18 protein-coding genes are annotated in these 21,240 nt (G+C 39.7%); 16 read left to right on the forward strand and 2 right to left on the reverse strand.

Annotated elements, in window-relative coordinates; translation table 11 throughout:
* The first annotated feature begins 77 nt into the window (after positions 1 to 77).
* The 3 genes from spoIVB (at position 78) to J7Q84_RS08455 (ending at position 3,234) form a co-directional block, all read left to right on the forward strand.
* Positions 78 to 1,391: a SpoIVB peptidase gene (spoIVB, locus tag J7Q84_RS08445; RefSeq protein WP_209094083.1), complete on the forward strand. Its 1,314-nt coding sequence runs from the start codon at positions 78 to 80 to the stop codon at positions 1,389 to 1,391.
* A 383-nt stretch (positions 1,392 to 1,774) separates the two neighbouring features.
* A complete protein-coding gene (spo0A, locus tag J7Q84_RS08450; RefSeq protein WP_209094084.1) occupies positions 1,775 to 2,566 on the forward strand; it encodes a sporulation transcription factor Spo0A in 792 nt (263 codons plus the stop codon).
* 158 nt (positions 2,567 to 2,724) lie between these two features.
* A complete protein-coding gene (locus J7Q84_RS08455; RefSeq protein ID WP_209094085.1) occupies positions 2,725 to 3,234 on the forward strand; it encodes a hypothetical protein in 510 nt (169 codons plus the stop codon).
* Positions 3,235 to 3,406: 172 nt separating this feature from the next.
* Here the strand turns inward: J7Q84_RS08455 and J7Q84_RS08460 are convergent, their stop codons facing one another.
* The gene (locus tag J7Q84_RS08460) at positions 3,407 to 3,553 is read right to left on the reverse strand and encodes a YycC family protein (RefSeq protein WP_209094086.1); all 147 of its coding nucleotides are present in this window, start codon (positions 3,551 to 3,553) and stop codon (positions 3,407 to 3,409) included.
* A gap of 128 nt (positions 3,554 to 3,681) precedes the next feature.
* Between J7Q84_RS08460 and J7Q84_RS08465 the strand changes: the two genes are divergently transcribed.
* Positions 3,682 to 4,410, forward strand: coding sequence for a glycerophosphodiester phosphodiesterase (locus J7Q84_RS08465; protein ID WP_209094087.1), 729 nt, complete (start codon positions 3,682 to 3,684; stop codon positions 4,408 to 4,410).
* A gap of 25 nt (positions 4,411 to 4,435) precedes the next feature.
* Here the strand turns inward: J7Q84_RS08465 and J7Q84_RS08470 are convergent, their stop codons facing one another.
* A complete protein-coding gene (locus J7Q84_RS08470) occupies positions 4,436 to 4,669 on the reverse strand; it encodes a DUF2627 domain-containing protein (RefSeq protein ID WP_209094088.1) in 234 nt (77 codons plus the stop codon).
* Positions 4,670 to 4,804: 135 nt separating this feature from the next.
* Here J7Q84_RS08470 and J7Q84_RS08475 point away from each other — a divergent pair, with 135 nt between their 5' ends.
* The 12 genes from J7Q84_RS08475 (at position 4,805) to meaB (ending at position 21,190) form a co-directional block, all read left to right on the forward strand.
* On the forward strand, positions 4,805 to 6,880 hold the full coding sequence (locus J7Q84_RS08475; RefSeq protein ID WP_209094089.1) for a sigma-54 interaction domain-containing protein: 2,076 nt from the start codon (positions 4,805 to 4,807) through the stop codon (positions 6,878 to 6,880).
* A gap of 196 nt (positions 6,881 to 7,076) precedes the next feature.
* Entirely contained in the window at positions 7,077 to 7,976 is a 900-nt protein-coding gene (gene yqiS, locus J7Q84_RS08480) for a phosphate butyryltransferase (RefSeq protein ID WP_209094090.1), read from the forward strand.
* Between the two features lie 23 nt (positions 7,977 to 7,999).
* Positions 8,000 to 9,094: a branched-chain amino acid dehydrogenase gene (gene bcd / locus J7Q84_RS08485; protein WP_209094091.1), complete on the forward strand. Its 1,095-nt coding sequence runs from the start codon at positions 8,000 to 8,002 to the stop codon at positions 9,092 to 9,094.
* A gap of 64 nt (positions 9,095 to 9,158) precedes the next feature.
* The gene (buk, locus tag J7Q84_RS08490; protein ID WP_209094092.1) at positions 9,159 to 10,262 is read left to right on the forward strand and encodes a butyrate kinase; all 1,104 of its coding nucleotides are present in this window, start codon (positions 9,159 to 9,161) and stop codon (positions 10,260 to 10,262) included.
* Positions 10,263 to 10,267: 5 nt separating this feature from the next.
* Complete coding sequence (gene lpdA, locus J7Q84_RS08495) at positions 10,268 to 11,689, forward strand: dihydrolipoyl dehydrogenase (protein WP_209094093.1); 1,422 nt, start codon at positions 10,268 to 10,270, stop codon at positions 11,687 to 11,689.
* Positions 11,690 to 11,708: 19 nt separating this feature from the next.
* Positions 11,709 to 12,713, forward strand: a complete 1,005-nt coding sequence (locus tag J7Q84_RS08500) for a thiamine pyrophosphate-dependent dehydrogenase E1 component subunit alpha (protein WP_209094094.1) — start codon at positions 11,709 to 11,711, stop codon at positions 12,711 to 12,713.
* A 13-nt stretch (positions 12,714 to 12,726) separates the two neighbouring features.
* The gene (gene bfmBAB / locus J7Q84_RS08505) at positions 12,727 to 13,710 is read left to right on the forward strand and encodes a 3-methyl-2-oxobutanoate dehydrogenase subunit beta (RefSeq protein ID WP_209094095.1); all 984 of its coding nucleotides are present in this window, start codon (positions 12,727 to 12,729) and stop codon (positions 13,708 to 13,710) included.
* Positions 13,711 to 13,728: 18 nt separating this feature from the next.
* Positions 13,729 to 15,009, forward strand: coding sequence for a dihydrolipoamide acetyltransferase family protein (locus J7Q84_RS08510; RefSeq protein ID WP_209094096.1), 1,281 nt, complete (start codon positions 13,729 to 13,731; stop codon positions 15,007 to 15,009).
* A gap of 205 nt (positions 15,010 to 15,214) precedes the next feature.
* Complete coding sequence (locus J7Q84_RS08515; protein WP_209094097.1) at positions 15,215 to 15,679, forward strand: NUDIX hydrolase; 465 nt, start codon at positions 15,215 to 15,217, stop codon at positions 15,677 to 15,679.
* A gap of 220 nt (positions 15,680 to 15,899) precedes the next feature.
* Positions 15,900 to 17,927 (forward strand): acyl-CoA mutase large subunit family protein, encoded by a 2,028-nt coding sequence (locus J7Q84_RS08520; protein WP_209094098.1) that lies wholly within the window; start codon positions 15,900 to 15,902, stop codon positions 17,925 to 17,927.
* Positions 17,924 to 20,074, forward strand: a complete 2,151-nt coding sequence (scpA, locus tag J7Q84_RS08525; RefSeq protein ID WP_209094099.1) for a methylmalonyl-CoA mutase — start codon at positions 17,924 to 17,926, stop codon at positions 20,072 to 20,074. The genes J7Q84_RS08520 and scpA overlap by 4 nt, the downstream gene beginning before the upstream one ends.
* Positions 20,075 to 20,077: 3 nt before the next feature.
* On the forward strand, positions 20,078 to 21,190 hold the full coding sequence (gene meaB, locus J7Q84_RS08530) for a methylmalonyl Co-A mutase-associated GTPase MeaB (RefSeq protein ID WP_209094100.1): 1,113 nt from the start codon (positions 20,078 to 20,080) through the stop codon (positions 21,188 to 21,190).
* Positions 21,191 to 21,240: the final 50 nt, after the last annotated feature.

Genomic DNA, 21,240 nt, shown 5'->3' on the forward strand with positions numbered 1-21,240 from the left:
CGGGTTATAAATGCCATCATTAAAGGAGAAATTAAATGGTGAAGCCACTCGGCTGAATGTGGGTAGGAGCGAGGAGAGTGAAAGGATTGAAAGTAGATATAATTAGAAGAATTTTTGGTGCATTTCTCCTTGTTTCATTAGTATTAATGGGGTTCTGTCAACCCGTCAGAGAATTTTTTTCTATTCCAAATCAAGTTGTATTATTCGAAGGACAACGATCTCAAATATCTTCATCGGCTCCTGTGTTTAAAGTAACATCCAGTAATCCAGCTGTATTTACAGTTGGTGGAAGCGCTGCAAAAGAAGAAGAGTTATCATTAAGCGCACATGATAGCGGAGAAGCCGATATGATTTTGCAGTTGGCAGGTTTTCCTATAAAGAAAGTGAATGTTAAAGTGTTGAGGGATTTTAAAGTAATTCCAGGTGGACAGTCCATAGGAGTTAAATTGAATACAAAAGGTGTTCTAGTTGTAGGTCATCATTTGATTCAAACTGAAAAAGGAAAGCTGTCACCGGGAGAGCTTGCTGGTATTAAAATAGGCGATATGATTACTGAAATTAATGGCAAAACGATTGAAAAAATGAGCGATGTTGCTCCTTTTATTCAACATAGCGGAAAAACGGGAGAAGCATTGGATATTGTATTGCTGCGAGATTCTAAAACGATTCACACAAAGCTGACTCCTCTTCGAGATAAAAATGAAGAATCATATCGAATTGGTCTATATATTCGTGATTCTGCAGCCGGTATAGGTACAATGACATTTATACATTCAGAATCGATGAAATACGGTGCTCTTGGTCATGTTATTTCTGATAATGATACAAGAAAGCCGATTCAAGTGGAAAATGGTCAAATTGTACGTTCTACTGTAACTTCTATTCAAAAAGGAAGTAATGGGGACCCTGGTGAAAAATTAGCACGTTTTTCGCCCGATCATAAAATTATCGGTAATATTACTATAAACAGTCCCTTTGGTATCTTTGGTAAATTAAATACTTCTTTGACCAATGGAATTATGGATAAAGAAATGCCAATAGCATTATCGAATCAAGTGAAAGAAGGTCCTGCTCAAATTTTGACGGTAATTGATAAAGATAAAGTAGAAGCATTTGATGTAGAAGTTGTAAGCAGCGTACCGCAAAAATTTCCTGCGACCAAAGGTATGGTTATCAAAATTACTGATAAACGCTTATTGGAAAAAACAGGTGGAATTGTGCAAGGAATGAGCGGAAGTCCGATTATTCAAGATGGAAAACTAATTGGGGCAGTTACACATGTTTTCGTGAATGATCCAACCTCAGGATATGGCGTTCATATTGAGTGGATGTTAAATGAAGCTGGAATCAACATTTATGAAAATTACAACCACAACAAAAAGGCAAGCTGACAAAATCGGCTTGCTTTTTTATTAATTTTATTTTTTATTTTAAGAATTTTTTAATTTTTTAATTAAAATCAAAAGAAATGTTTCTCATGTTGGTTATTTTATTGTAGAATTATGAGTGACTACATATTTTGAGTGTGGTAAAAGGGCATATAAGTTAGAAAGAAGCGCGTAAAAGAGAATGAATTCGACAAATGAAAAAGAATGAACAGCGAAAACGAAAGAAAATAGTCGAAAATAAAAAATATTACGAGAAAACCACTGTTTGAAAGGTTTTTTTACTAATTATAGAAAATTTAAAAGGAAAAAGCGAACGATTGTCGAAAACTTTAGTTAGTAGCTCATTTAGATGAAAAAAGATGAATCGGTATGGGGGAGGAAGAACTGTGGAGAAAATTAAGGTGTGTCTGGCGGATGACAATAGAGAATTGGTATCCATGTTAGAAAGCTATGTATCTGAGCAGGATGATATGGAAGTAATCGGGGTTGCTTATAATGGACAGGAATGTTTGAATTTATTAAAGGATAAAGACCCTGATGTATTAGTATTGGATATTATCATGCCGCATCTTGATGGACTTGCTGTCTTAGAAAAGCTTCGTTTCATGGAAAGAGAGAAACAGCCAAATGTTATTATGTTAACGGCATTTGGCCAAGAAGATGTAACAAAAAAAGCTGTTGACCTCGGAGCTTCCTACTTCATCTTAAAACCATTCGATATGGAAAACTTAACAGGGCATATTCGCCAAGTAAGCGGCAAAACAAGTGCTTTTGTAAAGCGGCCGCTCCCATCCTTCCGCTCTGCTGCTTTAGAAGGAAAGCCGAAGAATTTGGATGCCAGTATTACAAGTATTATTCATGAAATCGGTGTTCCTGCCCATATTAAAGGGTATATGTATCTTCGGGAAGCTATTTCTATGGTGTACAATGATATTGAACTGTTAGGCTCTATTACGAAAGTATTGTATCCAGATATAGCCAAAAAATATAACACTACTGCTAGCCGCGTAGAACGTGCAATTCGCCATGCTATTGAAGTAGCATGGAGCAGAGGGAATATTGAATCCATTTCTTCGCTTTTCGGTTACACGGTTTCTATGTCAAAAGCAAAGCCTACGAATTCTGAATTTATCGCGATGGTGGCTGATAAATTACGTTTAGAACATAAGGCTTCATGAAAGAAATAGAAAAGTACTCCTATTTTAACAGGAAATGACTGGTGAAATAGGAGTGCTTTTTCTTTTTGGAAGCCGATGACTTATATAATGGTCTCGGTGGTTAAAATATTTTGTAGTTGGATCTTTTTGCATAAAGCGGGATGTAAGGAGTGAGTTTTGTGGATAAAACGGGAAGCCGATTACAAGATCTTTATCGGGATTTAAAAGATACGCTTACTACAAAGAACTTTTCAATGCAGTATGAGCACACTGTAGAACCAAAAGAGGTGATAAAAAGCTTTGTCGGCTCTACATATTGTCCGTTTGATAAAGGGCGTCAAATCTATCAAGTTGAGGTACATTATAATGCCTTGGAAAATAGTGTGAAAGTACAAACGACAGGATTAACAGAATCATTGCTTGTTTATTCAGTGAAAAAGGAAAGGCAAGGTATTTTATTTCTTGTTTACTATTTTGATGTACTTGATCATGATTTTATTGAGGCGTTATTGCAGTATATTTTAGATAGTGATGAAAAAGTGGATGAAATGCTTCGAGGATTGAATGAAAAAGAAAGAAATGAAACTGTACGACAGTTAAAAGATTTGCTGCTATCAAATGACCTCCCTGTAATGGATTTGCCTTCCCTTGTTATTGAGGATATTTTCCAGAAGGTAGGTTTGCTGTGATTTTTTTTAGGAGATGAGTATAAAAAATAAAAAATTCTCTAGGAAAACGTTTTCTTATTTTGTATAATACAGGAGGGGAAGTTTTGGGGTGTATATGTTAATATAGAGAAAAAGTCCTGCTGTTATGCAGGACTTTTTTTGGTTTTAAAGGAACATTAATAGGTAGTGAATATTATTCTGAGGCTTCTTTTTTCTTTTCGAGTTCTACCATTTTTTGTATTAATATGTGCTGGGGCATATGCATCAATTGTTCGAGGGGAACATTTAATGCTTTGGCAAGTTTAATTGCTGTTTCTGGAGAAATTTGTAAGGGTCTCATTTTTCTGCCTCCTCTTTCTGTGAATCATCAGTAACACTGTAGAAATCGGGTGTTTTGCTGATAAAACGTAACTGTATTTTTAGTATAACAGATACAAAGGAATTATAAATGATTAGGGGGATGTATAGGTGACGATTATTTTAGGACACCGGGGTGCCGCAGGAACGTACCCTGAAAATACAATGATTTCTTTTATGCAAGCAGAAAAGCTGGGAGCCCATGGTGTGGAATTAGACGTGCAAATGAGCAAAGATAAAAGAGTTGTTGTTATTCATGATGAAACAATTGATCGCACTACAAATGGGAAAGGAGCGGTCAAGGATTATACATATGAGGAATTAAAAAAATTTGATGCAAGTTATAAATTTAAGGATAAGACAGGGAGCTGTTCTATCCCTACTCTAGAAGAAGTACTTGAATGGATGCAAAGTAATGATATGGTATTAAATATAGAATTGAAAAATGATAAAATTGCTTATCGGGGATTAGAGGAAGAGATTCTTACAATGGTTCGGAAATATGAGATGGAGAAGCGAGTGATTTTATCGTCTTTTAATCATTTTAGTATGATGAAATGCCATCAGCTTGCACCTGATATTGAAACGGCTATTTTGTATAAAACAGGATTGCATACGCCTTGGGCATATGCAAAAAAAATGGGTGCTCGTGCGATTCATCCGAATTATAAGTATATCAGTGATGCTACTATTCTTCAGTCGATGCAAAATCAAGTTGCCGTACGTCCGTACACTGTGAATGATGAACAGAAGATGCTTGAACTGACAGCTTTAAACATCTCTGCAATTGTGACGGATTTTCCTGAAAAAGCGAAGCGGATATTAGATAACAGAAAATAAAAGATGTTCCCGATGGGAGCATCTTTTATTTTTTAAATCTAGCTTGTACTTTGTTTCTCTTACGGTCTCGATGCAATACAAAGCCTCCAAAAATATAAATACCAAGCGTAAAAGCTAAAACGCCAATTAGAAATTGGAGCCACAATGAAGGAATAGGAGCATTAAGTATGGCGAATACAGTATCGCGCATCAGCTTAATACCCATAACTGCTGAGATAAGAGGAATAAGTGCAAGCAATAAAGCGAAATAACGGCTCATGTTTAAACCCTGCCTTTTAATTTAGTCTACTAACAGCATCTTACAAGTGTGATTTGTTTGTCAAGAGTGAAAACTATGGGTAAGATATAGGTGTGAAAAAAATTGCATAATTACAGATGATTAGGAGATGGTCCTTTGAAACAACGGGTAATGATCATAGGGGGAGGAAAAGGAGGAACTGCCATCCTTCATCTATTGCGACAAACCGATGTGTTAGAGGTTGTGGCGATTGTGGATTTGAAAAGTCAGGCGCTTGGTATTCAAGTGGCAAAAAAATATAATATTCCGACTGCGGCAGATTGGAAGGTGTTTAAGGATGATGATATTGATGTAATTATAGATACTACTGGAGATAGTAAGCTGTATCAAAATATTATAAAGGAGTGCGGTGGAAAATCGCTCGTTATTCCAGGTTCTGTTGCGAAAATTATCGCGAGACTTGTGGGTGAAAAGGATACTTTAATCACACGGCTCAGAGACCAAACGCACCGTCGAGATCTTATATTAAACAGCACTCATGATGGAATGATTGTAGTAGATAAGGAAGGGAAAATCATTTTGTTTAACAAGAGTGCGGAGAAAATAACGGGGGAACGTCAAAAAGATATCCTAGGGAAAGATATATTAGATATCATTCCTGCAAGTAAATTGCCCCGTGTAATTCGTACACGCCACATTGAAGTGAATCAGGAGGTGGAATTGCAAAACGGGAAAAAAGTAATTTCCACACGCATTCCAATATTAAGTGAAACAGGAGAGTTAGAAGGGGCATTTTCTGTTTTTAAAGATATTACGGAGATTGTGAATTTGGCTGAAGAAGTGACAAATTCCAAAGAAACACAATCACTCCTTGAGGCGATTATTCAATCTTCCGAAGAAGCTATTTCGGTGGTGGATGAACAAGGACGGGGGATCTTGATAAACTCGGCCTATAGTAAATTGACTGGTCTTACTGAAGCAGACATTATTGGCAAGCCTGCCACTGCTGATATTGCCGAAGGAGAAAGTATGCATATGAGGGTGCTGAAAACAAGGCGTCCTGTGCGTGGCATCCCGATGAAGGTAGGGCAGAAAAAACGTGATGTTATTGTAAATGTGGCTCCTGTTATTGTAGATGGTGTGTTAAAAGGAAGTGTAGGGGTTATTCGTGATGTTTCTGAGATTCAGAAGTTGACAAATGAACTTCATCAAGCGCGTCAAATTATCCGTACGTTGGAAGCTAAGTATTCATTTGAAGATATAATTGGGACATCTGACGGAATGAATTTAGCGATTGAACAAGCGAAACTTGGTGCCAAAACACCAGCTACAGTTTTATTGCGCGGAGAATCAGGAACAGGGAAAGAGCTTTTTGCTCACGCCATTCATAACGGGAGTAATCGCAAGTATAACAAGTTTATAAGGGTAAACTGTGCAGCGATATCGGAGTCTCTGTTAGAAAGTGAATTGTTTGGTTATGAAGAAGGAGCTTTCTCTGGTGCCAAACGCGGGGGGAAAAGAGGGTTTTTTGAGGAAGCAAATAATGGAAGTATTTTTCTTGATGAAATCGGAGAGTTATCGGCTAACACGCAAGCAAAACTTTTACGTGTGCTACAAGAGAATGAAATTGTGCGCGTGGGAGGAACGAAACCTGTACCAGTGAATGTCCGTATAATTGCAGCGACACATGTAAATTTAGAAAAAGCCATTTTAAAAGGGGAATTTCGTGAAGATTTGTATTACCGATTAAATAAAATACCGATTTATATACCGGCTCTTCGACAGCGTAAAGAGGATATTGTTGCTATTGCAGATCGTTTGATTCAAAAAATAAATCAAGATTACGGACGTAATGTTGAAGGATTAACAGAAGCTGCTGTTCGGCATCTTCAATCGTATAATTGGCCGGGGAATGTAAGGGAGCTAGAGAATATACTTGGGCGTGCGATTATTTTTATGAATTATTACGAATCCTATATAGACGTAGAGCACTTGCCTGAGTTTTCTATTGGAATAAAACAAGAGCAAGCACGTGGATTAATTCAGCTTTCTGAAGACCATGATAAGTCGTTAGAAGAGCTTGTTACCGAGTTCGAGGGACGAGTAATACAAGAATACTTAAGTCGAAACCAAGGGAACAAAACAAAAACGGCAAAAGCGTTAGGAGTTTCTTTGCGTAATTTATATTATAAGCTTGAAAAATACGAGTATGCAAAAAATAGCACGCAATAATCTGCATGATGTGCATTTTATTGCGTGGTTTTTATGTTCGGCAAAATGTAATTAAATTCTGAAATAAACAAAAAATGTAGGAAAGCGCTTTTATTTACGGTATTTTAATATTTTTTTGAAGGTTTTTTTAAAAGTTGGCATGGCATTTGCATTATTAAAATAGCGAGGGATGATGTGAAAGGATTGATTCAGAAACATGAACTTAAAAATGCTTATCGATCAAGTCAGCGAACAGCCTCGTAAGACAGTAGCTGTTGCAGCAGCAGAGGATCATGAAGTAATTGAAGCTGTAGCTGAGGCGGTACGTATGGGATTGGCAAATTTTCTTCTATACGGAAATGAAGAACTTATCGTCAGTATGTTAACAGCGCATGAAATGGAACAGCATGAAGCGGTGAACGTTATTTCAGCTTCGTCAGGTGCAGAAGCAGCAGAGCTAGCAGTTAAAGCTGTGAGCAGCGGTCAAGCAGATGTGTTGATGAAAGGAAACATTGCGACAGCATCCATTTTAAAGGCTGTATTAAATAAAGAATATGGTCTTCGTAAGGGCGGAGTTCTATCTCATGTAGCGGTGTTTGAGGTTCCGAATTATGATCGTTTCATCATCGTTACCGATGCAGCTATGAACATTGCACCAGACTTAGAGCAAAAAGTAGCTATTCTGAAAAATGCAGTAGACACAGCCCGTTCTATCGGCATTGAAAACCCAAAAGTAGCACCTATTGCGGCTGTAGAAGTCGTAAATCCTGCAATGCAAGCGACGGTCGACGCTGCGTTATTAACACAAATGAACCGCAGAGGACAAATAAAGAATTGTATAGTAGATGGACCACTTGCTTTAGATAATGCTGTTTCAAAAATTGCAGCAGAACACAAAGGAATTGAAAGCGAAGTTGCAGGGGTTGCTGATATTTTATTAGTGCCGACAATTGAAGTTGGGAATGCATTATACAAATCGCTTATATACTTTGCGGATGCAAAAGTAGGCGCAATTATTTCCGGAGCAAAAGCTCCTGTAGTTTTAACGTCTCGTGCTGATTCAGCAGAGACAAAAGTATACTCGTTAGCATTAGCGGTTTCTACTGCTTCTAAATAAACGTAACATTAGGGGGAACTACAATGGAAATCTTCAAATATATGGAAACTTATGATTATGAACAATTAGTGTTTTGCCAAGATAAAGAATCAGGTTTAAAAGCTATCATCGCTATTCACGATACAACTCTTGGACCGGCGCTTGGCGGTACAAGAATGTGGACTTATGAATCTGAGGCAGCAGCTATTGAAGATGCGCTACGCCTTGCAAAAGGAATGACTTACAAGAACGCTGCAGCAGGTTTAAACTTAGGTGGAGGAAAAACGGTTATCATCGGAGACCCTCGTAAAGATAAAAATGAGGCTATGTTCCGTGCGTTTGGTCGATTTATCCAAGGATTAAACGGTCGTTACATCACAGCTGAAGATGTGGGTACAACTGTGGATGATATGGACCTTATCCATGAAGAAACAGATTATGTAACAGGAATCTCTCCTTCATTCGGCTCATCTGGTAATCCATCTCCAGTAACAGCATTCGGTGTATATCGCGGAATGAAAGCTGCTGCTAAGGAAGCATTTGGAACAGACAGCTTAGAAGGAAAAGTAATAGCAGTACAAGGTGTAGGTAACGTTGCTTATAACTTATGTAAATATTTACATGCTGAAGGTGCACAGTTGATCGTTACAGATATCAACAAAGAAGCGGTACAACGTGCAGTAGAAGAATTTGGAGCAAGAGCTGTAGATCCAGAAGATATTTACAGTGTAGAATGTGATATTTATGCTCCATGTGCATTAGGCGCAACAATCAATGACAATACAATCACAAAAATTAAAGCTCGTGTAATTGCAGGGGCTGCAAATAACCAATTAAAAGAAGTTCGTCATGGTGACATCATTCACGAAATGGGTATTGTATATGCACCTGACTATGTAATCAATGCCGGCGGTGTAATTAACGTAGCTGACGAATTATACGGCTACAACAGAGAACGTGCTCTTAAGAAAGTTGAAGGCGTATATGATAACATTGCAAAAGTTATTGAAATCTCTAAGCGTGACGGCATTCCAACATATTTAGCAGCTGACCGTCTTGCTGAAGAGCGTATCGCACGCATGAAAAATTCCAGAAGCACATTTTTACAAAACGGCCACCACATTTTAAGCCGTCGCTAATCTAAAGTGTGAAAGGGGTGAACAATCACCTCTTTCCCTTGTTTAATTTATGGAGGGATAGACATTGTCTGTTTTTCGAATTCTTGTAATCAACCCAGGAAGTACTTCTACAAAAATAGGAGTATTTGATAACGAACGACCAATCTTTGAAGAAACGATTCGACATGACGAAGAAGAAATCAGCAAATATAAACGAATTATTGACCAGTATGAGTTTCGCAAGCATACCATTTTAGAGGTACTAGATTCGCACGGAATTAATATTTCTAAACTAAATGCTGTATGCGGACGCGGTGGACTGCTTCGCCCAATCGAAGGCGGTACATATGCGGTTAATGAAGCTATGCTGGAAGATTTAAAAAAGGGATACAGCGGACATCATGCTTCTAACTTGGGAGGTATTCTTGCACACGAAATTGCTACTGGCTTGAATATACCAGCATATATTGTTGACCCTGTTGTAGTAGATGAACTGGATGATGTTGCCCGTATCAGCGGTGTAGCTAATATTGAAAGAAAAAGTATTTTTCATGCATTAAATCAAAAGGCTGTAGCTCGAAAAGTAGCAAAAGAGCTGGGACATAAATACGAAGAGCTAAATTTAATTGTCACTCATATGGGCGGCGGAATTACAGTCGGGGCTCATAAAAAAGGTAAGGTTATCGATGTAAACAATGGTTTGCATGGTGACGGTCCATTCAGCCCAGAGCGTGCAGGAACAGTACCAGCAGGACAGCTTGTTGAAATGTGCTTCTCTGGTGATTATTACCGAGATGAAATAATGAAGAAGCTGGTAGGACAAGGTGGTCTTGTAGGGCTGCTTGGTACAAATGATGCAATTAAAGTGGAACACATGATTGAAGCAGGAGATAAGGAAGCGGAACTGGTTTACAATGCTATGGCATATCAGGTTTCAAAAGAAATCGGTGCAGCAAGTGCTGTTTTACAGGGGAAAATCGATGCTGTTGTATTGACTGGGGGGCTTGCATACAGCAAAATGCTCGTACACGAAATTACAAGCCGTATCGATTGGATTGCTGACGTGATTGTCCAACCTGGTGAAAATGAACTAGAAGCGCTTGCTGAAGGGGCGTTGCGTGTCCTTCGTGAAGAAGAAGCAGCAAAAGAATATATCATTCGTAAAAAGGAAACAACTGTAAGGAGTTGAGCTAAATGGCAACAGAATACGATTTAGTCATTGTCGGAGGCGGTACTGGTGGATACGTCGCTGCAATCCGTGCATCACAGTTAGGTCTAAAAACAGCTCTTGTAGAAAAAGGAAAGCTTGGTGGGACATGTCTTCATGCAGGGTGTATTCCTAGTAAAGCGTTACTTCGCAGTGCAGAAGTATATAAAACAACATTGAAAAGTGAAGAATTTGGTGTGCTGACAAGCGGCGTTGAATTAGATTTTTCAAAAGTACAAGGAAGAAAAGAAAAAATCGTGGAGCAGCTTCATAAAGGTGTACAACATTTAATGAAGCAAGGGAAAATCGATATATATGAAGGCTATGGTCGTATTTTAGGTCCTTCTATTTTCTCTCCTATGCCAGGTACTATTTCTGTAGAAATGAACAACGGAGAAGAGAATGAAATTTTAATTCCAAAAAATGTTCTGCTTGCAACAGGTTCTCGCCCGAAGTCATTGCCAGGTTTAGATTTAGACGGAGAATATGTAATGTCTTCTGACCATGCTTTGAAAATGGAAACTCTTCCTGAGTCTATCATCATTGTTGGCGGCGGTGTTATCGGTATCGAATGGGCATCCATGCTTGCAGATTTTGGTGTGAAGGTAACGGTAATTGAATATGCTGACCGAGTTCTTCCGTTAGAAGATCATGAAGTTTCCAAAGAAATGCAACGTTTGTTGAAGAAAAAAGGTATTCAAGTAGTAACGGGAGCAAAAGTACTGCCGGATACTTTAGTCAAAGATAACGGCGTAATGATCAAAGCATTGTATAAAGAAGAAGAAAAAGAATTCCGTGCAGAAAAAATGCTGGTATCTGTAGGGCGTCAAGCTAACATTGAAAACATTGGTTTAGAAAATACGGATATCGTTGTGGAAAAAGGCTATATTCAAACAAACCAATTCTTCCAAACGAAAGAGTCTCATATTTATGCTATCGGTGATGTGATTGGCGGATTACAGCTTGCTCATGTGGCTTCTCATGAAGGAATGACAGCAGTAGAGCATATTGTAGGAAATAACCCGTCACCAATCGACTACTCTATGATCTCTAAATGCGTATACAGTAATCCAGAAGTAGCTTCTGTTGGATATACAGAACAAGAAGCGAAAGAAAAAGGCTATAACGTAAAAACTGGAAAATTCTCGTTCCGTGCAATCGGAAAAGCTTTAGTATATGGAGAACATGATGGTTTTGTCAAACTTGTAGTGGACGAAGAAACGGATGATTTGCTTGGAGTTCATATGATTGGACCTCATGTTACAGATATGATTTCGGAAGCAGGTCTTGCAAGAGTGTTAGACGCAACTCCTTGGGAAATTTCAAAAACAATTCACCCGCATCCATCTCTGTCTGAAGCAATCGGTGAAGCTGCTTTAGCTGTAGAAGGCAAAGCGTTGCATGCGTAGAAGATTAGGAGGGTTTTAAATGGCTGAAAATGTAAAAGTAAATCGTCATGCTGAGCTTGGCTTAACTGACGGACAAGTATTAGAAATGTATCGCACAATGCTTATGGCTCGTAAAATTGATGAGCGTATGTGGCTTTTAAACCGTGCCGGTAAAATTCCGTTTGTAATTTCTTGTCAGGGGCAAGAAGCTGCGCAAGTAGGAGCGGCATTTGCTCTTGACAGCGAAAAGGATTATGTGTTGCCTTACTATCGTGATATGGGCGTTGTATTAACGTTCGGAATGACTGCGAAAGAGTTAATGCTGTCCGCATTCGCAAAAGCTGAAGATCCGAACTCTGGCGGACGTCAAATGCCAGGTCACTTCGGACAAAAGAAAAACCGCATTGTAACAGGATCTTCACCAGTTACAACGCAAGTACCTCATGCTGTAGGAGTAGCGCTTGCGGGTCGCATGGAAGGTAAGGATCTTGTGACGTTTGTAACGTTTGGAGAAGGTTCTTCAAACCAAGGTGACTTCCATGAAGGTGCGAACTTTGCTGGTGTACACAAGCTTCCAGTAATCTTCATGTGTGAAAACAATAAATATGCGATTTCTGTACCGATTGAAAAGCAATTGGCTTGCGAAAAGGTATCTGATCGTGCAATCGGCTACGGAATGCCGGGATACACAGTAGATGGAAATGATCCGCTTGAAGTCTACAAGGCAGTAAAAGAAGCTGCGGATCGTGGCCGCCGCGGCGAAGGTCCAACTTTAATTGAAACAGTTTCTTATCGTTTAACTGCACACTCCAGTGATGATGATGATCGTGCATATCGTAACCGTGAGGAAGTAGAAGAGGCGAAAAAGAAAGACCCAATGTATACTTTCGCTATGTATTTAAAAGAAGCGGGTGTGCTGACAGATGAGCTTGAAAAGCAAATCTTGGACGATATAATGAAAATCGTGAACGAAGCAACGGATTACGCAGAAAAAGCACCATATGCAGATCCGGAATCTGCATTGAAGTACGTATACGCGGAATAAGGGGGAAGTTTTCATGGCTGTAATGTCTTATATTGACGCTATTACATTAGCGATGCGCGAAGAAATGGAACGCGACAAGCGCGTGTTTGTTCTAGGTGAAGACGTGGGACTGAAAGGCGGCGTATTTAAAGCGACGCAAGGATTATATGATAAATTCGGTGAAGACCGTGTAATGGATACTCCACTTGCAGAATCTGCAATCGCAGGAGTGGCAATTGGAGCTGCAATGTATGGAATGCGTCCAATCGCAGAAATGCAGTTTGCGGATTTCATTATGCCAGCTGTAAACCAAATTATTTCTGAAGCGGCACGTGTCCGCTATCGTTCCAATAATGACTGGACTTGTCCTCTGACTGTTCGTGCGCCATTTGGCGGCGGTGTTCATGGAGCGCTGTATCATTCTCAATCTGTAGAAGCGGTATTTGCAAATCAACCTGGTTTGAAGATCGTAATTCCATCTACTCCTTATGATGCAAAAGGGTTATTGAAAGCGGCAATCCGTGATGAAGATCCTGTATTGTTCTTTGAACATAAGCGTGCATATCGTTTAATTAAAGGTGAAGTACCTGAAGATGATTATGTATTGCCAATCGGTAAAGCAGACGTAAAACGTGAAGGTGATGATATTACAGTTATCACTTACGGATTATGCGTTCATTTTGCATTGCAAGCAGCTGAAAAATTAGCACAGGACGGTATTTCCGCTCATATTTTAGATTTGCGTACAATCTATCCTTTAGATAAGGAAGCAATCATTGAAGCGGCATCTAAAACGGGTAAAGTCCTTCTTGTAACAGAAGATAATAAAGAAGGAAGTGTAATGGGCGAGGTTGCGGCAATCATTGCAGAAAATTGCTTATTTGATCTAGATGCTCCAATTGCTCGTTTAGCAGGTCCGGATGTTCCTGCTATGCCTTATGCACCGACAATGGAGAAGTACTTCATGGTGAACCCAGATAAAGTAGAAAAAGCAATGCGCGAGCTTGCGGAATTTTAGTCGGGGAGGAGTGGAATAATGGGTATGGAAAAAATTACAATGCCTCAGTTAGGTGAGAGCGTAACAGAAGGTACAATAAGCAAATGGCTTGTATCTGTGGGAGATCGTGTAAATAAATACGATCCGCTTGCAGAGGTTATGACAGATAAAGTAAATGCAGAAGTGCCATCTTCTTTTACAGGCGTAATTAAAGAGCTTGTAGCAGGAGAAGGAGACACATTGGCTGTAGGTGAAGTTATCTGCTTAATCCAAGTGGAAGGAGCAGATGAAGCAGCTGCTACAGCTGTAGAGGAGAAGCCAGCAGCGGCAGAAGTAAAGGCAGAAGAGCCTAAGGCTGCTAATAAACCTCGTTATTCTCCAGCTGTGTTGAAGCTTGCAGGAGAGCACAATATTGATCTTGATCAAGTAACGGGAACAGGGGCCAATGGTCGCATCACTCGTAAAGATATTTTGAAAATAGTTGAGTCTGGAAATATTCCGGTTGCAGGTGCTAAGAAAGAAGAAAAACCAGCTGTATCGGTACAACAGGAGGCACCAGCACCGCAAGCAGAAGCGAAAGCAGCGCCTGTTAAAGAAGTTTCCATTCCGACGATGCCTGGGGATATCGAAATTCCAGTTACAGGTGTACGTAAAGCAATCGCAGCCAATATGCTTCGCAGCAAGCATGAGGCTCCGCATGCTTGGATGACAATCGAAGTTGACGTAACAAACTTAGTCGAGTACCGTAACAGCATTAAAAATGAATTCAAGAAGACAGAAGGATTTAATTTAACCTTCTTTGCATTCTTTGTTAAAGCTATTGCCCAAGCATTAAAAGAGTTCCCACAAATTAATTCTATGTGGGCTGGAGATAAGATTATCCAAAAGAAAGATATTAATATCTCTATTGCAGTAGCAACAGAAACAGAATTATTTGTACCTGTTATCAAGCACGCAGATGAGAAAACAATCAAAGGCATTGCGCGTGAAATTACTGAACTTGCAACAAAAGTAAGAACTAAGAAGCTGAAGTCTGAAGATATGCAAGGTGGAACATTTACCGTGAATAACACTGGTTCTTTCGGGTCTGTTCAATCTATGGGTATCATCAACCATCCGCAAGCAGCTATTTTACAAGTAGAATCTATTGTAAAACGTCCTGTATTTATGGAGAACGGAATGTTCGGTGCTCGTGATATGGTAAATCTTTGCCTATCTTTAGATCACCGTGTGCTTGACGGCTTAATTTGTGGCAAATTCTTGGCTCGTGTAAAAGAAATTTTAGAAAACGTGTCAAAAGAGAATACGTCTGTATATTAATTAGAAAAAAAGCCCGTTCCTCAAAGGAATGGGCTTTTTACATAGGAAAAAGAGATTGGAAACAATTACACATGAATTAGCTGACGTGAACAGTTATTTATAAAGGACAATTACATAAAACGACTTGAAGCCTGTCACACATCTTGTTATGTTGTACATAAGCTATGTAAGAAAGAGTGAAAATTTAACAGAAGGGCTTGTTACTATGGGGTACGTAGAGGAATTACGCAAGATAGTTGGTCACCGGCCGCTTATTCTTGTTGGTTCGGTTGTCTTAGTGCTTGATGAACAAGAGCGGGTATTGTTGCAGCAACGAAGGGAACCGCATGGAAAATGGGGACTGCTTGGCGGATTAATGGAGCTTGGAGAATCTCCGGAAGAAACGGCACAACGTGAAGTACTCGAGGAGTCAGGATTACAAGTGAAAAATTTGTCCTTGATTAACGTATATTCTGGGAAAAACTATTTTGTAAAACTTGCAAACGGAGATGAGTTTCAGACGGTAACGATGGCTTATTATACAAAGCAATATGAAGGAACGCCGGTTATAAATAAAAATGAAGCGTTGGATTTGCAGTTTTTTTCTGTAACGGAGCTTCCAGATTATATCGTGGGTTCACATAAAAAAATGATTGAAGAATATATAAATCAACAACAACGGAATGGATAATAAAAATCACCTTGCAATTATGCTGCAAGGTGATTTTTATTGCTTTTACTGCAAGATTGCCCTTTGCCAAGTCATCAAATTTATAATACACTTAATATGTAAAATATTTAGAAAATTTTATATTGATATAATTATCTTTTGATTAACAAACCATCTGAAATAGAAAGCAATGTCTTTTGGCGATGGGAGCTTAATCTATAAGGAAAGGGGAGCAAGGTGGATGAGCGTGAAAGATACGTTTCAGGAGTTTAGGATGCCAGATTATCAAGAATGGGAGACATTAGCAGAGAAAACGCTAAAAGGGCGGCCATTCGATACGATTGTATCAGAACTTATTGAGCAAATTCAGCTAAAGCCTTTGTATACAAAAGAGGATGTAAGCCTTGAAAAAATAAACAACATAGCAGGCTTATTTCCTAAGGAAACAAGAGGTATTGCCCAAGAGCTATGGGGAAAGGATTCTGAAGCAGCAAATCGTGTTATTCGGGACGCTCTTGAACATGGTCAAACAGTATTGCACATTGTACTTGACCATGCAACTTTGCAAGGGAAGGATTCAGACAAAGTGGCAATAGAGCATGTTGTGAACAAAGGAATCTCTTTAAATTGTAAGAATGATTTTGAAAGCGTTTTTAATAATATACCAATTACAGCCTATCCATTAATGGCATACGCCGGTTTTACGTCTGTACCTTTATTATCATTATTATTTTCTTATGTAAAAGAGCGTGGGGTGGCTTTTTCTGATATGTTTGGGTCTCTAGGCGCCGACCCGCTTGCTTATCTAGCCGGTGAAGGGAAATTGCCGATGCCTTTAGAGACATGCTATGACGATATGGCTGTTTCTGTAAAATGGACAAAAGAATATGCCCCAAATGTAAGGACTATTTTTATTAAAACAGATACATATCATAATGCTGGCGCAAATGCCGTACAAGAAGTGGCGTTTGCTATTGCGACGGCTGCAGAGTATGTGCGGGAATGTCTAAAAAGAAATATAGCGATTGATGATATATGTGATCAGTTCACCTTTATTGTATCTGCTGGGAATCATCTGTTTACTGAGATCTCTAAGTTTCGTGCAATACGCGTGGTATGGAAAAAAATTGCCGAAGCTTTTGGAGCAAGTGCAGACAAACAAACGATGCTGTTACATGCTCGTACATCAAGCCGTACGAAAACTGCATATGATCCTTATGTCAATATGCTTCGCGCAACAACAGAAGCATTTTCAGCCATTGTCGGAGGTGCTGACAGCTTACATGTGAGTACATTTGATGAAGTCTATGAGACTGCAGAGAACCATTCGAATCGCTGGGCTCGAAACATTCAGCATATTTTACATGGTGAAGCTCATGTGTCTAAGGTGATAGATGCAGCTGGCGGTTCTTATTATGTTGAGGCTTTGACGGAAACCTTAGCACAAAAGGCTTGGGAATTGTTCCAGGCCATCGAACAGCGCGGAGGGATGAGCAAGGCGCTGAAAGATGGATTTATTCAAGAGGAGATTAAATCGACTGCTAAAAAGCGCTATGAAAAAGTAACGGGTTTGCATCAAAAAATTATCGGTACAAATATTTACATTAAAAAGGATGAACAGCGTTTAAAGGTACAAAAACAAAAAGAGAAACAACAACGCATCGAAGGCATACAGCTGTATAAAGAACAGAGCCACGAGCAGGTGCTGCAGCTAGGTGAACTCAGTAAAAAGCTTGCTCTGTATAATGAAAGAAAAATAGACACTTTAATTCATGCAGCTTCTTTAGGTGTGACTCTTGGAGAAATGATGCAAGGAATGACCGGTGAAGAGCTTGAAGTCGAGCCGTTAATTTCCATTCGAGACGCTCAGCCGTTTGAAGTGCTGCGAGAAGCTGCTGAACAATACGAAGAGTTAAAAGGAAAGCGGCCTCAACTAGTGGTTGTCCAAACTACAAATAAGGACGCATATCTTACAGGTATTCTTGAAGCCTGCGGGTTCGAGGTTTTCAAATTAAGTGCCTCTTCCATTGAGGCTATAGCTATTCCAGAAGACGCACATGCTATTTTTGTAGATGGTGAAAATCTGGGAGTTAGTATTTCAACTGTACTGCAAAAAGCAGGACAAGTGAAAGTATTTGTCGTTGGTACCTTGGAAGGAGAACATGAACAAGAATTATTGCAGCAAGGGATAACTGGATTTATACATGAATCAGGTGAATTACTGCCGTTATTATATACATTGCATAACGAGTTGGAGGTGATTGGATGAAAATGCCGGATTTTACAGTAATGGATTTTCAGACAAGTTTTACGAAAGAAGATTGGAAGGAACCAGAAGCAAAGACGGTTTATACATCTAATGAAAAAATTGATATTCAATCTGTGTATACGAAAAAGGATGTGGAAGATTTAGATTACTTAGATTTTAAACCAGGGCTTGCTCCGTATCATCGCGGACCGTATCCATTGATGTACACAAACCGTCCGTGGACAGTGCGACAGTATGCTGGATTCTCAACAGCTGAAGAAAGCAACGCATTTTATAAACGGAATTTAGCAGCCGGACAAAAGGGGTTATCGGTCGCGTTCGATTTAGCAACGCATCGCGGCTATGACTCCAATCATCCGCGTGTTATCGGTGATGTTGGAAAAGCCGGTGTGGCTATTGACTCTATTTTAGATATGAAAGTTTTATTTGACGGTATTCCGCTTGATCAGATGTCTGTATCCATGACTATGAACGGAGCTGTCTTACCGATTATGGCATTTTATATTGTAACGGCAGAAGAGCAAGGGGTTCGTCAGGAGCAGCTTACAGGAACAATTCAAAATGATATTTTAAAAGAATATATGGTACGTAATACTTATATTTATCCTCCAGAAACGTCAATGCGCATTATTTCTGATATTTTTGCTTATACATCCAAACATATGCCGAAGTTTAACAGCATCAGTATTTCAGGCTATCACTTACAGGAAGCAGGAGCACCAGCAGACTTAGAATTAGCTTACACACTGTTAAATGGGGTTGAATATGTACGTACGGGCTTGCAGGCCGGTTTAAATGTGGATGCCTTTGCTCCGCGGCTCTCTTTCTTCTGGGCGATTGGCATGAATTATTTTATGGAAGTAGCAAAAATGCGTGCGGGACGTTTATTGTGGGCAAAGCTGATGAAGCAGTTTCATCCAAAAAATGAAAAATCGCTTGCCTTGCGAACACATTCGCAAACATCGGGCTGGAGTCTGACAGAGCAAGATCCATTCAATAATGTTGCGCGAACGTGTGTGGAAGCATTAGCGGCTGCATTAGGTCATACGCAATCGCTTCACACTAATGCGTTAGATGAAGCAATTGCACTGCCAACAGACTTTTCTGCGCGTATTGCTCGCAATACGCAATTGTATTTACAAGAAGAGACGGGTATTACTTCTGTTATAGATCCATGGGGCGGTTCTTACTATGTGGAATCACTAACCTCACAGCTCATGAAACGAGCGTGGGAGCACATTGAAGAGATTGAGTCGCTCGGAGGCATGACAAAAGCAATTGAAAAAGGGATACCAAAATTAAGAATAGAGGAAGCATCAGCTAGAAGACAGGCGCATATTGACTCAGGAAAAGAAGCAATTATCGGGGTAAATAAATATCGCCTAGATAAGGAAGAGCCGCTTGAAATTTTAGATATTGATAACACGACAGTTCTAAAGAAGCAGCTGCAAAGATTGGAAGATTTAAAGAAGGGAAGAGATGAACAAAGCGTTCAAACAACATTAGAGGCGATCACTACAGCGGCACAAACAGGAGAAGGAAACTTGCTGGAGCTTTCAATCGAAGCAGCGCGTGCACGTGCTACATTAGGAGAAATTTCTGATGCGATTGAAAAAGTAGCTGGTCGTCATAAAGCTGTTATCCAATCGGTAAGCGGCGTGTATCGCTCGGAATATGAAAAGCAAGATGAGATTCAAAGAGTACGAGAGAAAATCGATGCCTTTGCAGAGCGTGAAGGTCGTCGTCCGCGTATTCTCATTGTAAAGCTTGGACAAGACGGTCATGACCGTGGAGCAAAGGTAGTAGCTACCGCTTACGCTGATATGGGCTTTGATGTGGATATGGGACCTCTATTCCAAACACCGGAAGAAGCGGCTCGACAAGCTGTCGAAAATGATGTTCACTGCGTGGGAATGAGTTCTTTGGCTGGAGGACATAAAACCTTGCTTCCACAATTAATAGATGAGCTTCGAAAGTTGGGAAGAGAAGATATTGTTGTCATTGTTGGAGGAGTTATTCCGGTACAAGATTATGAGTATTTGTATGAGCAAGGTGCAGCCGCTATCTTTGGACCTGGTACTGTTATTCCACAAGCAGCGGAAACAATTGTAGAAGAGATTGAGAGACGTATAGAGGAAGAGGAATAAAGTATGAAAGAGGAACAAAAGCGGCCAGAATGGGTGCCAAATGAACATGATGATGCTTTTGCTTCAAAGGTCATGAAAGGAGTGGGGGAGCCCGCTCCTTTGAAACAGACCGTTAGAAAAAAAATATTGACTGCAAACGAGTTAGCAGAGGGAGTTAAGGAAAGTAATCGTACCATATTGGCACAAGCAATTACTTTAGTAGAAAGCAATGCTCCGAAGCATCAGCAAAAAGCACAGACTTTAATTCAGCATATTCTTCCTTATACAGGAAATTCAATACGAATCGGTATTACAGGCGTACCAGGAGCAGGGAAAAGTACCTTTATTGAAGCATTTGGCACACTGCTTTGTGAGAAGGGGCATAAGGTTGCTGTTCTTGCTGTAGACCCGAGCAGTTCTTTGACGGGTGGAAGCATTCTTGGCGATAAAACAAGAATGGAACAGCTTGTACAACAACCCAATGCTTTTATTAGGCCGTCTCCGTCTGGGAGGACGTTAGGAGGAGTAAACAGAAGAACACGAGAAACTATATTACTTTGTGAAGCCGCTGGTTATGATGTGATTTTAGTAGAAACGGTCGGAGTTGGGCAGAGCGAAGGCATGGTTCGTGATATGGTGGATTTTTTTCTTTTGTTATCATTAACGGGAGCTGGAGATGAGCTACAGGGGATTAAACGCGGTATTTTAGAGCTTACTGATGCCATTTTGATTAATAAAGCGGATGGTGATAATAAAATCCGTGCTTTGCAAACAGTGTCCCTTTACGAACAAATGTCTCATTTGTTTCAGCCTGTTACAGAAGGTTGGAGTACATATGTGGGTACTTGTTCTGCATTATATAAAGAGGGATTGCATATATTTTGGGATGTGGTACAAGAGTTTGCTGGTCAAACGAAACAATCGGGAGTGTTTCAGAAGAGACGAAATTCACAGAAGAAGAATTGGTTGTATGCATCCATTCGTGAACAGCTGGAAATGCGTTTTTTTTCTCATCCGAGCATGAAAGAAATGCTGCCTCTATGTGAACGGGATATATTGGAAGGAACACAAACCGTAACAAATGTTGTTGAAAGACTGATGAATCATTACGAACAAGGGAGAATACGAGGAGAGTAAGAAGTTAATCGTATTTGTTGAATTGAATTCCTCTGTGTTGGTAATATAGT

Source organism: Bacillus sp. 165, assembly GCF_017742235.1.
Lineage (GTDB): Bacteria > Bacillota > Bacilli > Bacillales > Bacillaceae_G > JAGHKQ01.

Coding starts and splice junctions, on each gene's coding strand:
- scpA (WP_209094099.1), top strand. CDS start 17,924: ATGAAAATGCCGGATTTTACAGTAATGGATTTTCAGACAAGTTTTACG.
- J7Q84_RS08510 (WP_209094096.1), top strand. CDS start 13,729: ATGGGTATGGAAAAAATTACAATGCCTCAGTTAGGTGAGAGCGTAACA.
- J7Q84_RS08460 (WP_209094086.1), bottom strand. CDS start 3,553: ATGAGACCCTTACAAATTTCTCCAGAAACAGCAATTAAACTTGCCAAA.
- J7Q84_RS08500 (WP_209094094.1), top strand. CDS start 11,709: ATGGCTGAAAATGTAAAAGTAAATCGTCATGCTGAGCTTGGCTTAACT.
- J7Q84_RS08520 (WP_209094098.1), top strand. CDS start 15,900: ATGAGCGTGAAAGATACGTTTCAGGAGTTTAGGATGCCAGATTATCAA.
- bcd (WP_209094091.1), top strand. CDS start 8,000: ATGGAAATCTTCAAATATATGGAAACTTATGATTATGAACAATTAGTG.
- yqiS (WP_209094090.1), top strand. CDS start 7,077: ATGAACTTAAAAATGCTTATCGATCAAGTCAGCGAACAGCCTCGTAAG.
- meaB (WP_209094100.1), top strand. CDS start 20,078: ATGAAAGAGGAACAAAAGCGGCCAGAATGGGTGCCAAATGAACATGAT.
- J7Q84_RS08470 (WP_209094088.1), bottom strand. CDS start 4,669: ATGAGCCGTTATTTCGCTTTATTGCTTGCACTTATTCCTCTTATCTCA.
- bfmBAB (WP_209094095.1), top strand. CDS start 12,727: ATGGCTGTAATGTCTTATATTGACGCTATTACATTAGCGATGCGCGAA.
- lpdA (WP_209094093.1), top strand. CDS start 10,268: ATGGCAACAGAATACGATTTAGTCATTGTCGGAGGCGGTACTGGTGGA.
- J7Q84_RS08515 (WP_209094097.1), top strand. CDS start 15,215: ATGGGGTACGTAGAGGAATTACGCAAGATAGTTGGTCACCGGCCGCTT.